Consider the following 15,487-nt stretch of genomic DNA (forward strand, 5'->3'; position numbering starts at 1 on the left):
ACACGCCAGAACTTCAAACCTTGTTGTTAATAAAATGTAAAACTATGATTACCAAACGTTTACAACCTAAAGTGAGTTGGCATTGAACGGACGTATGGAGACCACTCCAGTGTTCAACTGTTCCAATTTGGTACACCCTCACTGTTACGACATGGAACAGTCATGCACCTTCAACAAGCAAACACATCAGATTGGCTTTCATCCTCTTGGCATCGCAGCACAGAAGCAGGCCTAAAACAGAGACGACTTCCCGAAGACATTCGCCTGCCGCAATCCATTCTTAAGCAGCGACGTCACCAATCATCTGACTTGATCCACATTGTCGAACGTAATGCCCTGCCTTTGTTCAATCAGATGTTTGCTCGTACTGACAGCCGCTTAATTCTGACGGATATAGAAGGGGTGATTCTGGCGAGCTGGGGACAAGAGCGGTTTAAAGAGAAACTAACTTCTATAGCACTCAGCTCAGGAGCGTGTTGGCAGGAACAACTTAAAGGCACTAACGCAATAGGCACTGCGATTGTAGAAGCCAAGCCAGTAACTATCATTGGCGAACAGCACTTCATCCACCAGCATCGATTTATCAGTTGTTCAGCAAGTCCGGTGTTCAATCATCAAGGTCAAATGGTTGGCGTATTAGACATTACCAGCGAGCAGCAACAGCACGACAGTTCGGTGCAATTGCTGGTACAAAATATGGTTCAGCTTATTGAAAACCAACTTTTGAGCCATATCCCACAAGGCTCGACTCGTATTGACCTCGCATGTGAGAAATCGTTGCTGCACAGTGGTTGGCAAGGAATTGTGATAGCAAACGAAGCTGGCGAAGTACTAGCGCACAATCAGGTTGCCTCTCAACTACTGGATCAAACCTCGATCGTTGGTGAATGCATCGACACTCTTTTCAACCGAACCTCATTAGATACGCCATTCGTATTTGAAAAACAGCATCTCAAGCAGCCAACCGCAAAACGCACTCGCTCTATTTCGGCATCGTGCGATTTGCACCATGGCGAGCAACAAATTGAACATGCTTGGCAGCAAGCCAATAAGGTAATCGACAAAGGGATCAGCCTCCTAATCTTAGGAGAAACGGGCGTTGGAAAAGGCGAATTTGTTAAAGCATTACACAAGCAAAGCCAGCGTAAATCGTCGCCCTTAGTTGCAGTGAATTGCGGTGCGCTACCGAAAGATCTTATCGAATCCGAACTGTTTGGTTACGCACCAGGCGCGTTTACTGGCGCAAGCCACAAAGGATTCCAAGGTAAGATCCGCCAAGCAGATAAGGGAATCCTGTTTCTAGATGAAATTGCCGACATGCCTTTGGAAGCTCAGTGTCGATTGCTGCATGTTCTGCAAGACAAATCTGTAGTGCCTGTGGGTTCAAACCAAAGCTATCAAGTAGATTGTCAGATCATCGCCGCGACTCATAAAAACTTAGAGCAGCTAGTCACAACCGGAGAATTTCGACAAGATCTTTATTATCGCTTGAACGGCTTAGCCTTCACTTTACCAAGCCTACAACACAGACAAGACAAACAAGCCTTAATCGAAAACATTCATAATAAATACGCTGAAAACCAACAAGCAATCTGCCCACATTTGATGAGTTTGTTATGCGCCTATTCTTGGCCTGGCAATATCCGCGAGTTAGACAACTTACTTAAAGTCGCTGCCCTACTCGCCGGTGAGGAAGCACAACTCACACTAGAACATGTACCGAGCCATCTTGCTCAACAGCTGACATCGCTGACATCGCTGACAGAAGATAATCATCATAAGCCCATGGCGCTTAACACCATCGAAAGTACGCCAAAGTCAGATTTAAAAAGCACCGTTGAAGATACTTTGCTACAAACCTATCAAGCCAACCAAGGAAATATCAGCAAGACATCACGAATACTCGGCATCAGCCGCAACACTATTTATCGAAAACTGAAGAGCTTAGGGATTATTAATAAACAATAAGTACCCGACACTCTTATTTGTGGCTTTTCTTAGCAATAAAAAATTGCACATCTAGTGAGAAATTTTGACCTCTGCTACGTAATGCTTCAAAACGACAGAGGGTTCAGATGCAAACAATTAACATAGTGTGGCTAAAACGAGATTTACGCCTTACCGATCACGAGCCATTGCAGCAGGCTTTATCAGAGCAACACCCAACGGTATTACTTTACATCTTTGAGCCCATGCTGTTAGACAATGCGCATTATTCAGAACGGCACTGGAGATTTATTTGGCAATCGCTCCAATGCATGAACCTGTCATTGAGCGAGCATGGACATCAAGTATCAATACTCTATGGTAACGCTATCGACTGCTTCGAAGCGGTCCAATCTCGTTACCACATCCAAAATGTATTCTCCCATCAAGAGGTAGGCTTAAATTGTACTTTCGATCGTGACAAGCAAATTTCTGACTGGTTTCAAGAACACAACATCTATTGGCAAGAGTCTGCTCAGGGCGCTGTCGTCAGAGGGGCGAAAGACCGAATCGGTTGGGATAAACACTGGAACAGTGTCATGCGCGCCCCCATAATCCAAACCAAATTGACAACAGAATCATTGCATACTCTGGATGCTAATGAGCTTGGGTTAGCAATAGTGCCTCCAGAAGCCTGGTTAACCAAAAGCAATGGTATACAAACGGGCGGCAGTACGTTGGCATGGGCAACCTTGCATGACTTCTTTCAGCGACGAGGTCGCGATTACTACCGCAGTATCTCAAGCCCAGAAGCATCGAGACATGCTTGCACTCGCCTGTCCCCGTATTTGGCTTGGGGTAACATTTCGCTGCGTGAAGTTTATCAACATCTGTTGGAACACTGGCAGGTCGCAGGCTTTCGTCGTAGCCTCATCGCTCTCTCTTCAAGGCTTCATTGGCACTGTCATTTCATGCAGAAGTTTGAATCTGAATGTGACATGGAATTTCGCTGTGTAAATTTCGCCTATGAGGCGCTGTTGTACAATGAAACGGTAAACGACCCAACACGATTAAAAGCATGGAAACTCGGTTTAACGGGAGTGCCATTGGTCGATGCCTGCATGCGTTGTTTGCATCACACGGGGTATATCAACTTTCGGATGCGTTCGATGTTAGTGAGCTTTCTCACTCACCACATGAATATGGACTGGCGAAATGGCGTGACTCATTTAGCGCAACTCTTCCTCGATTTCGAACCCGGTATTCATTATCCGCAGTTTCAAATGCAAGCTGGAGTAACTGGAATCAATACCATAAGAATTTATAACCCAACGAAGCAAGCACAAGAACACGACCCCGATGGTGATTTTATTCGAAAATGGGTTCCAGAACTCTCAGAGGTTCCGACGCCATTATTATTTGAGCCCTGGAAGATGACGCCGATGGAAATGATGATGCATAAATTTGAACCTAACTCTCCTTACCTCAATCCTGTCATAGATCTCGAAACCAGCGCAAAAGAGGCACGGGTACGTTTATGGTCATGGCGAAAACTGACTGAGGTAAAGCAAGAAAATAGTCGGGTCTTATCTCGGCATGTCAGGCCATCAAAGAAGAAATCTAATTAGTTCCCAACTCGACAAGTTGATTGAGCACTTCTTTATCCAATACTGGGTGAGGTTTACTGGCGAGAATAAGCACAATGTCCACCGAAGGCAGTGGAGGCATGTCTTCAAGGATCTTCAAATCAGGGGTAACACTGAGCTTACCCATCGCCCCAATAGCTAAACCGGCCTTCACGATTGCACGCTGCGCCGAAGCAGTATTACTGCATGCCAACAGTTGGTAAGACGTACCTTGCTTGGTTAAACCGTTCACCGCCGCCGCGTGATACTTACAATCAGTCTGAAACAGCGCCAATGGAACTGGCCTAACGTCATCAAACGCAAACTCAGGGCTACTAATCCAAACTCCGACATCATGAGTCAGCCAATATCCCTCTTCGCTGTCAGGCGCTCGGGTGACAATCGCTGCATCTAATCGGCCATCATCTAGCCACTCTCTGAGCGTAATACTTGGTAGGCTGAATACTTGAATAGAACAGGTGGGTTCTGCTTGCTGCAACAGTCGAATCACTTTCGGAAGAATGGTGTCGTTGTAATCTTCTGGGCAACCTAACCGAAGCGGCTGTTTGTCCCCATATCGCTTTACCTGTTTCAGGGCCGAATTGTGGAGGGCAACCAATTGCTCCGCGTGAGAACGTAGCGCTAAGCCCGCTTCAGTGAGCACAAGATTGCGTCCTTCTTTTTGAAAAAGAGTTACATTAAGTTCTTCTTCCAACTTACGCATCTGAGCACTGAATGCCGATTGGGTGCGGTTGATCTGTTTCGCGGCTCGCGTGAAGCTGCTGGTTTCCACAAAAGCGAGAAAGCCTCGCAACGCATCAATATCCATATTGAACTCACCACCCATCGCTTTTATTAATGTATTCCATCAAAATTATCCGTTAGTGCTCCGTAATACAATCCCCTAAGCTCAAAACATACTCACCAAACGCAAGGAAGCACCTATGCAGCTTTATATTGGAAACCAGAATTACTCAACTTGGTCATTACGAGCATGGCTGATATTTGATAACTACAACCTGAATACAGACATCATCAAGCTTAAACTTTTTACCTCTGATTTCTACGATACGTTGGCTGCCGTTACACCAACGGCCAAAGTTCCAACCTTAGTCGATGGTGATATTGCCGTCTGGGATTCGTTGGCCATTCTTGAATACGTCAACGACGCACATTTGAACGGCGCGGCATGGCCTAATTCAGTTGCAGAGCGCGCCCATGCCCGAGCAATTTCTGCCGAGATGCATTCTGGTTTTTTTTCCGTCAGAAATGAAATGCCGATGAACTGCCGAGCTAAAAGAAAGCTCGTTTTGAGTGAAGATGCACTGAAAGACATCGCTCGTATCGATGCAATATGGTCTGCACAAATGGAACAATACCCAGAGGAATGGTTGTTTGGTGAATGGTCGATTGCCGATGCGATGTTTGCACCTGTGGCTTTACGTGTAGAAACCTATGGAATACAACTTTCCGAAAAGGCATCACAGTATCAACAACGCGTGCTTAACAGCCCTTCAATACAAAAATGGTTAGCAGAAGCAAGCTTGGAAACCGATGTGGTTGAAGAGGATGAAGCCGGTCAACTCGCTTAAAATATGAAGTTCACAAGCTTAAAAAGGCCGCTGGTAAACAGCGGCTTTTGTAACTGAAATGAAAGAGGACTATTCATCCAACCCTTTAATTGAACTCATCGAGTGATAAACGGCTTCCATGTCACCGGCAATCGACAACAACTTCAAATCATCGATGAAGAAACGACTGGTCATTGTATGTTTACCGCCATTGATAAAAATTTCGATCACCGATTTATCGACATAAACTTCGATAGTTTGCTCAACACTTAACCTCGGCGCTTTTCTCACACAGCCAAACTCTTCCGCGTAAAGTTGAGACATCTTACTGCGATCAAGCATGAATTCCGTCTCTGTGGCACTGAACACGATATTCTCGCCCGCGGCATTGGCAAGCGTAAACTCAAACTTGTCCGCACCTGTTTCGATCTCAATCATGAAGCTGGTTGTATTCAGTTCAAGAGTGTTCTCAACCACCACAGCCTCACCCTGCAGCGCTTTCGATTCAGGTAAAGCAGATTGAACAAGATAACCATCTTGGATTTTCAACTCACGAGGTAATGACAACATACCCGCCCATTGGTGCGCTACAGATGGAGCGTCGATATCAGGAAGGCCTACCCAAGCAATCAAGATCCGGCGACCGGAATCGTCTAAGTAAGTCTGAGGTGCGTAAAAATCAAATCCGTAATCAGGCTGCGCGATATCTTGATGGTTTTCAAATTCCATCGAATCTAAATTCAAACAATCACCAACAATGTAAGCCACTGAGTAAATATTTTTAAAATCGTACGGATTATCGCTAGAGACACCTTGTGGAGAAAACAACATCACTGACTGGGTATCTATCTCGAAAAAGTCAGGGCATTCCCACATATAGCCAAGATTGTTGTAACGAGTTTGAATAGAACCTTTATGCTGCCAGTTCATGAGATCACGACTTCTGTACAGCGCCATTGAACCACGTTTTTCTTGGGTCTGAGCCCCAACAACCATCAAGTAATCGTCACCGTCCTTCCACACTTTTGGGTCGCGGAAATGTTCTGTGTAGTGTTCATTTTCGATAACCACACCATGCTTTTCTATTTGCCCTTTGACGGACATCTTTGCAACACACTGAGTTGAGGACCTTTCCCAGTTTTCATCACGATGATTTCCCGTGAAGAATAAAATAGCTTCGTCGTTTTCAACGAGAGCTCCACCAGAATAAACCCCATGAGAATCGTAATCTTGATCTGGATGCAGTCCAATGCCATGGTCTTCGAAGTGAACAAAATCTTTTGTAGACAGGTGATACCAATACTTCATGCCATGAACAGGGCCAACCGGCGTCCATTGGTAAAAAATATGATGCTCGCCGTTGAAGTAACACAAACCATTCGGGTCATTCAGCAAGCCAAATTTGGGAGCAATATGGTAACTAGGGTATCCAGAATCTTGCTTACGCTGTTTTACCATCGCATCCATACTGTCTTGAGAAATCTGCTCTACGCGACAGTACCTTTGCTCTACTGTCCAGTTCGAATTCAAACTCATACACTCTCCTCTACGGCATTCGTATTTGAAGAGTCTTTTTGAATAAACTGAGTGAGAGCCTCTTGCGTGGGAAGTGCGGTCATCGCGCCTTTTTGCGTGGTTGCCAATGCACCACAGCCATTTGCCCACTGGATTGCAGAGTCAACGACTTGTTGATTATTCCACTCTTCATGTTGAGAAAGCTTTGCAAGTAAGCCGCCAACAAAAGCATCGCCTGCGCCTGTGGTATCCACAGGCGTCACTGAGCGACCTGAAATCAACACACCTTGGTTTTCAAATACTCGCCAAACGCCTTTCGCGCCCTGCGTAACCAAAACAAGCGTGTTGTTAAGATCTGCAATGTTAGCCAAACCTTGTTCCACCGAAGTTGAATCGGTTAGGAAATCCAGTTCTTCTTCTGAGAATTTAACCACATCAGCCAATTCAACCGCTTTCATGACCACAGACTTAATTTCAGATGGGTTTTGCCACACTTCATCACGAAGGTTTGGATCGAAGCTGATGTAACCGCCCGCGGCTTTCATACGTCGGATTGCTTCAAAAGTGCTGCTTCGGCTTGGTTCATTAGCCAAAGAGATTGAGCAGACGTGTAGCCACTCGTTTTTCTTACATTCGGGAATGTCTTCAACAGACATAAACTGGTCGGCACTTGGCTTAACCATAAACGTAAAACTGCGCTCGCCTTGGTCATCAAGATCAACCACCACGGTTGATGTGCGTTGTTCAGGGTCCTTCACCAAACGCTCGGTATTCACACCTTCCTTTTGCAGAGTCACTTCCATAAAAGTGCCAAATGGATCGTTACCCACTCGGCCAAAAAATGCGCTTTTGCCTAAAAGGCGAGAAATCGCTACCGCGACATTGGCAGGCGCACCGCCCGGACATTTCAATAATGTCGCGTCAGTCTCCGGAATGAGGTCGACGACGGCGTCTCCAGTTACCCAAACTTGATTCATCTTTCTTACCTTAAAACTGAAAATCATGACAACCGAAAGCGATGGCAATCGAAAGCAGTAGCAACCAAAAGCAAGGTGACACTTCACGCTGTCATGTAAAAATATAAAAAGGCTAGCTAAGCCAAATCACCTAGCTAGCACCCCAAAGCTTAGGAAATGAAGTGAAAAGGGGGGCTTCACTTCTAGGGAGAAACGTTAAGCTGTTGCTTTAATGTTTTGCTTGCTGCGCTCACGCAGACCTAAAATAACGGTCAAAGCAAAGGCAGTCACGAACGCGATAATCATACCTACCACGTAGTAGCCAATTTTTTCTGGTGATATTGAGATGATGCCAGGAATACCCGCCGCACCCAGTGCTTGTGCTTTCACATTGAACATAGTGATAAACGCGCTTGAAACCGCAGCTGCACAAACCGCAGCAATGAATGGGTAGCGAAGCTTCAAGTTCACGCCGAACATTGCAGGTTCAGTAATACCAAGCAAGCCAGTCACACCAGAAGGAATCGCGATACCTTTCATTTTCTTATCTTTACTCATGAAACCAACCGCCAGTGCCGCTGCACCTTGTGACACGTTAGACATCGCCGCGATAGGGAAGATGAACGTACCGCCAGTCGTTGCGATATCCGCAAGCAGCTGAGTTTCAATAGCAATAAAGCTATGGTGCATACCAGTAATAACGAACGGCGCATAAATTAAACCAAATACCGCACCACCAATGAAGCCAGCGCTGTTGTATAGCCAGTTAAGACCGTCACCCAGTAAGAAACCGATATCACGTGTAAATGGACCCACAACCGTAAATGTCAGAAGGCCAGTCACGAAAATAGCCAGTAGCGGCGTTAGCAAGTTATCCAGAACCGAAGGAATAACTTTACGTAGGCCAAGCTCAACTTTCGCTAGAATAAACGCAGAAACAAGAACGGGCAGTACTGAACCTTGATAGCCCACTTTCTCGATTTCGAAACCTAAAATGTTCCAAACTGGAATACTGCCCGAAACCGATGCGCCACCGAAGCCCCAGCCGTTAAGCAAGTCTGGGTGAACCATCAACATACCTAGAGCCGCGCCAAGGTATGGGTTACCACCAAACTTCTTACTCGCTGAAAATGCTAATAAAATAGGTAGGTAGACAAAAGGAGCATTAGCAAATGTATTGATCATGTTTGCTAAGTCGGTCAAACCCGGATTAGCGTCGATTAAAGATTTGCCATCAATGAACAAGCCTTGAGCCGTCAATAAGTTGTAGATACCCATCAAAAGACCACCAGCAACAATCGCCGGAATGATTGGTACAAAAATATCAGACAGACCTTTCACTGCGCGTTGCAGGATATTTTGGTTGTCAGCACCTGCAGACGCTACATCGTTGGTCGACATTTCCGTCATTTCAGTCAGCTTAGCCAACTCAGCATAAACTTGGTTTACGATGCCTGAGCCAAAGATGATCTGATATTGACCTGCCACTTTAAACTGGCCCTTAACCCCTTCTAGGTTATCAATCGCCTGCTCATCAATTTTATCTTGGTCTGCAACCGCAAGACGCAGACGAGTCGCACAGTGTGCAAGTGCGGTGATATTACTTTTACCACCTAATAGAGAAAGCAGCTCTTTTGCTATTTTTGGATAATTCATTACATACCCCATTGGATTATCATTTGAGCTTTTGAATTTTCGGGAACGTTTGCAAAACAAATTTTTGCCTATAAATAACAAATGATCAAAGATAATGGCTCCATAATGTGAGAATGATCTTTAAATTATCTCCCTAGGATGAAGTGACAAGGTTAAAATCGCCTTACAAACAGGAAATGTTATTCCAGGTTTGCAAACAATCCCAAAACTAAAATTACAAATGGATAATGAATAATGGCTAGTCTTCATGATGTTGCTCGTCTCGCTGGAGTTTCCAAGTCGACGGTTTCTAGAGTAATCAACGATGAATATGGTGTAAAAGACGCGACCAAAGTGAAGGTGCGTAAAGCGGTCGAAGAGTGTGGCTATCTCCCAAACCAAGTCGCTAAAGACTTGAAATCTCAGAAAACCAATCTCGTTGGTGTGATTGTCCCTAGGGTTTCTTCCCACGCTACCTCTCAAGGTGTCGACGGTTTAACCGCAGTCTTAGAGCAAGCGGGCAAGCATGTTTTATTAGCGAGCACACACCAAACACACCACAAAGAACTTGAATATATTCAGATATTTAACCAAAAGCGAGTAGAAGGCATCATCCTATACGCGACTCATCTAGACAAGCAATTAGTTAAAGCCATTCAAAGCTCTGCTGTGCCGGTGGTATTGGTTGGTCAAGACGGATCTATGTTTAACATCCCAAGCATTGTGCACGATGATGCACGTGTAGGGTTCGAAGCGGGTAATCGCCTAATCGCGAAAGGTTGTAAGAATATGGGGTTCATTGGCGTTCAAGGCGATGACATCGCGGTCGACAAGATGAGATCGGAAGGATTTACTCAATCGCTCCAATTCAACGACCTCACACTGCAATTTCACGCGCGAGGCGACTTCACCATAGATTCCGGCTACCAGCTGGCTAAGCAGTCTCTCAAAGAGCACAAGAAGCTCGACGGCCTGTTCTGTGCCACTGACCGTATCGCAATCGGTGCGATCAGAGCGATTCAGGAAGCAGGGTTCATTCCAGGGAAAGATGTATTGGTGCTCGGTGTGGGTGACGATGAACTCGCTTCCGTATGCACACCAACGCTGTCTACGTTTAACTATGCGTTTGATAAAGCGGGAGAAAATGGAGCCAAACTGTTGCTCGACCGTATTGAGAAAAAAGGCTTTGAAATGAGTAAAATGGTGCTGACCTTCACCACCATTGACCGAGAATCTTGCTAGTTAATCAGTTCAACAGCTAGCTAAAAGAGCCAGAGTATTAACTAGTCAAACATCTAAACACAGATGCCAAAATGCCAACCTACAAGTTAAAATGATAAGGTTGGCATTTAATGATGCAAATATCACATCATGATTGACGATCTCTATCTCAACGATATATCAAGCAATTAGAACCAAGTTTCCATCTGCAGTGCAAACAGAACCTCGCCGCCCTCTCCCATCGTTGCTGCATCTGCCTCAGTGCTGATCGAGTAACCATTCAGGTCTTCACTCCAATCTACATAGCTTACAGCGAAACGTAGTTCTGGTCGGTCAAAAAAACCAGTGCTGGTTGAAAGCTTCAGTGTTGGTGCAACTGTCGCTTTGTAGAAACCTCCGCTCGCTTGCTCTGTCGAGTTGTCTAAATCCATGTACTGCAATGAACCTTCGTAAACCATCTCAAAGTTTTCTGAGAACTCTTGAGCTAATCGAACGTTTAAAGAAGCCCATGTGAACTCGTCATTCTTCTTCAGACGGTCTTGGCTATGCTCTGCCATCAATGCAGGCGCTAAACGCCAGTTGTCGCCAATACGAGTGACGCCGTAGCTAAACAGGCGAACGGCTTTTGCGTCATCCAGCAGGTCACCATTGGAACCGATGCCTTTTAGCTCTGCACCTAGGCCGCTACCCACTAACATGCCCGTTTTAGAGAAGCCTTCGCTCAAACCAAAGAAGTTGTCTCCATGGTACGCAAACATTGCGTGTACACCGCTTTCAGCAGCACCATTTAGGCGACTATCGTTGTCTGCTGAAGTCATGCCACTCAACATAACTTGCCATTGGCCAATACGGTTATTCATCGTTGCAATGTAGTTTTCTACATCTGTCGATGAACTATCAATCTCACCAAAATCTCGGCCATAAATAGAGAAATTCGCTTTCCAGTTGTCGCTCATCTGAACGTCGTAAACGCCCGCACCAGTACCTGATAAGAAGACAATATCCGAATCGAAAAAGTGAATATCAAAATTGTCACGATCGAATCGTTTACCCGCCCAAAACGTTGCTTCAGAAAACGCTTCGGATTCAGAGAACATGCTCAGACGGTTCAGTTCTGAATACACTTGTCGTACATTCAACTGGCTTTCACTGGCTGTCCACTCGTTATTTGTTTCAGTACTGTCGGCTAGCATGATACGAAACAAGGCACTAGAACCATCATTCGCAAAACGCTTGTGAATCAAGTTCGCTTCAACGTAATGATCATCTTCCACACCAAGTCGTCCAATAGGCGCACCAATCGCACCCGCCGCAGTCATGTAAGGACCAGTACCTGTCGCGCCGTTTAGGTCGTCGTTGATCAATAACCCAGAGCGCGCATAGCCGTGAAACTCAAACGAAGAAGCCTTTTCATTGGCTTCGGTAGAAACCTGCTCCGTTTGTGCAACTCTTTGTTCTAATTCATTAATACGTTGCTCTAATGCTGCAACGTCTTCACTTGCTAATACCGATGTAGTCATTAGCCCCATTGTTACAGCAACCGCTAAAATGTGTAGTTTCATTCTTATGTTCTCACGTTAATTGTTTTGGATTACCTGCAAACGTTCCCAAAATAATTCGTAAGCGCATTTCGGCTTATAATTTTGATGTATAAGCTCTATATCGAAGAAGAAATAGAAATCAGTCGTGTTGATTACTTCACTTTTGTATCTGGGTGGATGATAGATCGATAATTTCGGGAACGTTACCGAAAATGCATAATTCTGATAACTTTGTCACAAGTGAAATTGATTAATGGGCGAAAAATAGTGTATCGCGCACATAGCTCAACGAATAAAAACGAGCCTATGATTGAGCCTAAGCGTATTAAAGCCTTCCATTGAAGCGAAGGTAACAATTAAGTGAACATCAATTAGGAAAAGCAGAGGCAAAGCCTGAGGTGAAATTTTCAGGCTTTTTAAATGCAGAACATTCTCACCAACAGTGGGAGATGTTTTCGAAGCTAGGTTAGCCTTTCTAGCCGTGGTTGAAAAAGGTATAGATTCGTTGAAGCCGCTACTTTCTTTTACCCTGCTCAACTAGCTTTTCATTCCATGCCGTATTACCGTCACGTTTAGAGACATCGTATTCAGAACAGAACTGCGAGATAGTCATATTGTTATCGCCAGTCGCTAGCTTTAATGCTAATTGGACTTGTTGAAGTTTGCTTTGCAGGCGCAAGATTTGACCTGCATTTGGACTTTTCTCTTTGGCATACTTTAAGGCGGCATGTTTACGCTCGGCAGCACCTGCTCGGCGATCCGCTTCTGATAGCAGATATTTTAGCTGAGCAACACTCTTGCCTTTCTTGAAAGCAGGGTCGAGCAGCTCAACACATTCATCAAACGACGGATTGATAACATATGGGTCAACTTTATGAGCTTGTTGACGCATCCACTCTAGTGCGAGTTTTTCATCTGACATAATTGAATCTTTACCAAATAAATAGCCTTATATGGTATCGCTCAATAGCAAACTGCTGCAATAGCAAATTGAGCGAGTTCGTACATTTTTAGACTTTCCGCGTAGCTGCTGTTATCAGCCTCAGCCCCAAGAAGCTATCTTACTCCGAATTAAAGACGCGTATTTCATCTGATCAACGCATCACAAATAATTCTTCATGGTAATTTTTTTCAATATTAAATTGATACGCATCGAGCTCTTTTTTCAGTGATTTTGAGAATAACTCAGGCCCACAGAAATAGAGTTCGTAATCATTTAGATCACCACATCGGTTCAAAATTTGCTCTGCGTTTAACCGTGGTGAATGAGCAGTATCTATCACGTTCAACTTCACGCCTACTTGATGTGCGAGATGCCATAGTTCATCGACTAAGTTTTCATCAACGCCGCGAGTGCAATAAAACAATTCAATCCGAGGATGACTCGTCTTTATTTTGAGAGCTTCTAGTGTCGCAAAAAATGAAGCGATCCCGACTCCACCAGCAACCCAAATTTGTGGCTTACTTAGGTCAAACTCAAGACGCCCATAAGGCCCCTCAATTGTGACGCCGTCACCAATATTAACTCGACCATACAAATCTGTAGTAAAATCGCCTAGCTCTTTGATCAAGAAACGGAGTTCTGACTCTTCACTACCTGAAACGATGGTAAATGGATGCGGGTCTTCATTGCCAAAGCATAAATACGCGAACTGTCCAGCTTTATGGCCTTGCCAAGATACATTCGGCTTTAATATCAATTCCATTACTGATGCTTGGGGGAAATAGCGAGTCGAAACTACAGTGGAAGAATGGCGATTACGACGCCCAACAAAACCTAATAAGCTGTATACCGCCGCAATAGAACCCATCACAGCAAAAGCCAAAGTTAGGTAATAAATAGGCTCACCCCAATACGCTCGTTTGATAAGTAACACCGAATGAAAGGCGAGCAATAGATACGCCAACGACATAAGGCGATGTGACAGTTTAAATGGTTTGTACTTGATTGCCGCCCATAACGAGGCAACAAGTAAAACAAGCAATAAATAGAACCCCCACTCCCCGATGTTCTGAGCAAAACCACGTAATTCATTGGCCCAAGCTTCCCAACCAGACAAAACACCTTGAGGGCCTAAACCGTCATGATGAATCGGTTTCTCCAGCACTCCAGACATAAGCAACCACTTAGGGACTTGGTACCACAGCCAATGCGCGACACCTAGAGACACCCCACCGATACCAAGCCACTTATGCACGCGATACGCTTTGTCCATACCGTTAAGCCAATTCTCGATCATAGGAAAACGCATCGCTAACAGCATGGCTATCGACATCAACATCAGAGACAAAATACCCGAATACTGAATCATGGCCGAGCGCCATTCAAATACGTTATTTGAAGCGAAGAGTTGCGGTTCCATCGCAAACCAAAATACTGACATCGTGGCAACCATTACCCAAATGACATTACGAACTGTTTTCATTTTTCTGCACTCTCATAGACTATAACTTTACTTTAGTTTCTGGGATGTAAAGGGAAGTCAAAGTGCGTAAATCTATGCAAAGAGTTATCGCTGCGGAAAGAGAAACACCACATAACGAGTAATGACCTCGCGTAGTTGTCACTAGCGTCACTCTAAATCGCTATTTAATGAAAACCTGTTGATCGATAGAGAGTAGTGCTGCGTACATATTGATCCGTTAGTGAGCAAAGTTGTGATAAAAATGAAAACTAGAGAAAACATGAAGGACATCACCCTTGCAAAGCATGATCTGCAAACAATGGATCAAAGGCATCGGACTCGCTTGATTAACTCTCTGTCGGGGTTCAAAAGCGCTAACCTTATTGGTACCTGCGATAAAGAAGGCTTAGATAACCTTGCGGTTATCAGCTCGGTTGTTCATTTAGGATCGAATCCACCATTGTTTGGCTTTATCGTGCGCCCCTGTGAAAGTAGACGCCACACATTAGAGAATATTCTAGAAACGAAGCACTTCACCATTAATAGCATTGGTGCAGAATTTGTTAGAAAAGCGCATCAAACTTCGGCTCGCTATCCTAAACCAATCTCAGAATTCAATGCGGTCGGTCTCACGCCATATTACGACGATGTATTTCCAGCCCCGTTTGTCTTGGAAAGCCCACTGAAAATAGGCTTAACCTTCAAAGAGAAAATTACAATAGAAAGTAATCAAACTCAGATGTTGATTGGTGAAGTTATTACGATTCACGTACCAAAGCGCGCCATGATGCCGGATGGCTACCTCGATTTAGAAGCGTTAGACTTGGTCACAATATCAGGATTGGATAGCTACCACGTCACTCAAAGACTGCATCGTTTAAGTTATGCAAAACCACACGAGTCTTTGTTTCCTCTGACTCGCGAAGGTAACCCAACCTCATGGGAGGCTTTTGAATTTCATCTAACTCATTTTGATCGGTAATTTGCAGTCAAAAAGTGCTAACTTCCTTTAATTACAAGAGATGCAGCTCAAAGTGGCTCTAAAAGGGTGCAACTAAACATCATGCAACCCCAAAATAGCATCTCATTCAA

12 protein-coding genes are annotated in these 15,487 nt (G+C 44.7%); 5 read left to right on the forward strand and 7 right to left on the reverse strand.

Features of this window, described 5'->3' with window-relative positions:
- The first annotated feature begins 162 nt into the window (after window positions 1-162).
- Both ACFI6G_RS13940 and ACFI6G_RS13945 read left to right on the forward strand, forming a co-directional pair.
- Window positions 163-1,968 (forward strand): sigma-54-dependent Fis family transcriptional regulator, encoded by a 1,806-nt coding sequence (locus ACFI6G_RS13940; protein WP_016800015.1) that lies wholly within the window; start codon window positions 163-165, stop codon window positions 1,966-1,968.
- Window positions 1,969-2,075: 107 nt separating this feature from the next.
- A complete protein-coding gene (locus ACFI6G_RS13945) occupies window positions 2,076-3,554 on the forward strand; it encodes a cryptochrome/deoxyribodipyrimidine photo-lyase family protein (protein ID WP_016800014.1) in 1,479 nt (492 codons plus the stop codon).
- On the opposite strand, the gene ACFI6G_RS13950 is transcribed toward ACFI6G_RS13945, so the two are convergent.
- A complete protein-coding gene (locus ACFI6G_RS13950) occupies window positions 3,547-4,398 on the reverse strand; it encodes a LysR family transcriptional regulator (protein ID WP_016766976.1) in 852 nt (283 codons plus the stop codon). The genes ACFI6G_RS13945 and ACFI6G_RS13950 overlap by 8 nt on opposite strands.
- Before the next feature lie 97 nt (window positions 4,399-4,495).
- On the opposite strand from ACFI6G_RS13950, the gene ACFI6G_RS13955 reads away from it, so the two are divergent.
- The gene (locus ACFI6G_RS13955; RefSeq protein WP_016795535.1) at window positions 4,496-5,143 is read left to right on the forward strand and encodes a glutathione S-transferase family protein; all 648 of its coding nucleotides are present in this window, start codon (window positions 4,496-4,498) and stop codon (window positions 5,141-5,143) included.
- Between the two features lie 69 nt (window positions 5,144-5,212).
- Here the strand turns inward: ACFI6G_RS13955 and ACFI6G_RS13960 are convergent, their stop codons facing one another.
- The 3 genes from ACFI6G_RS13960 to ACFI6G_RS13970 form a co-directional block, all read right to left on the reverse strand.
- A complete protein-coding gene (locus ACFI6G_RS13960) occupies window positions 5,213-6,658 on the reverse strand; it encodes a sucrose-6-phosphate hydrolase (RefSeq protein ID WP_016766974.1) in 1,446 nt (481 codons plus the stop codon).
- Window positions 6,655-7,614, reverse strand: a complete 960-nt coding sequence (locus ACFI6G_RS13965; RefSeq protein WP_016795534.1) for an aminoimidazole riboside kinase — start codon at window positions 7,612-7,614, stop codon at window positions 6,655-6,657. Before ACFI6G_RS13965 ends, ACFI6G_RS13960 begins: the two co-directional genes overlap by 4 nt.
- A 195-nt stretch (window positions 7,615-7,809) precedes the next feature.
- Entirely contained in the window at window positions 7,810-9,249 is a 1,440-nt protein-coding gene (locus tag ACFI6G_RS13970; protein WP_016786638.1) for a sucrose-specific PTS transporter subunit IIBC, read from the reverse strand.
- A gap of 234 nt (window positions 9,250-9,483) precedes the next feature.
- Between ACFI6G_RS13970 and ACFI6G_RS13975 the strand changes: the two genes are divergently transcribed.
- Complete coding sequence (locus ACFI6G_RS13975) at window positions 9,484-10,470, forward strand: LacI family DNA-binding transcriptional regulator (RefSeq protein ID WP_016766972.1); 987 nt, start codon at window positions 9,484-9,486, stop codon at window positions 10,468-10,470.
- Window positions 10,471-10,637: 167 nt separating this feature from the next.
- Here the strand turns inward: ACFI6G_RS13975 and ACFI6G_RS13980 are convergent, their stop codons facing one another.
- The 3 genes from ACFI6G_RS13980 to ACFI6G_RS13990 form a co-directional block, all read right to left on the reverse strand.
- A complete protein-coding gene (locus tag ACFI6G_RS13980; RefSeq protein ID WP_065106891.1) occupies window positions 10,638-12,011 on the reverse strand; it encodes a carbohydrate porin in 1,374 nt (457 codons plus the stop codon).
- A 493-nt stretch (window positions 12,012-12,504) separates the two neighbouring features.
- Entirely contained in the window at window positions 12,505-12,912 is a 408-nt protein-coding gene (locus ACFI6G_RS13985) for a hypothetical protein (protein ID WP_010432797.1), read from the reverse strand.
- Between the two features lie 172 nt (window positions 12,913-13,084).
- Entirely contained in the window at window positions 13,085-14,416 is a 1,332-nt protein-coding gene (locus ACFI6G_RS13990) for a ferredoxin reductase family protein (RefSeq protein ID WP_065106892.1), read from the reverse strand.
- A 259-nt stretch (window positions 14,417-14,675) separates the two neighbouring features.
- On the opposite strand from ACFI6G_RS13990, the gene ACFI6G_RS13995 reads away from it, so the two are divergent.
- Entirely contained in the window at window positions 14,676-15,377 is a 702-nt protein-coding gene (locus ACFI6G_RS13995; protein WP_462710314.1) for a flavin reductase family protein, read from the forward strand.
- Window positions 15,378-15,487: the final 110 nt, after the last annotated feature.

This window comes from Vibrio sp. PSi01 (assembly GCF_054960695.1).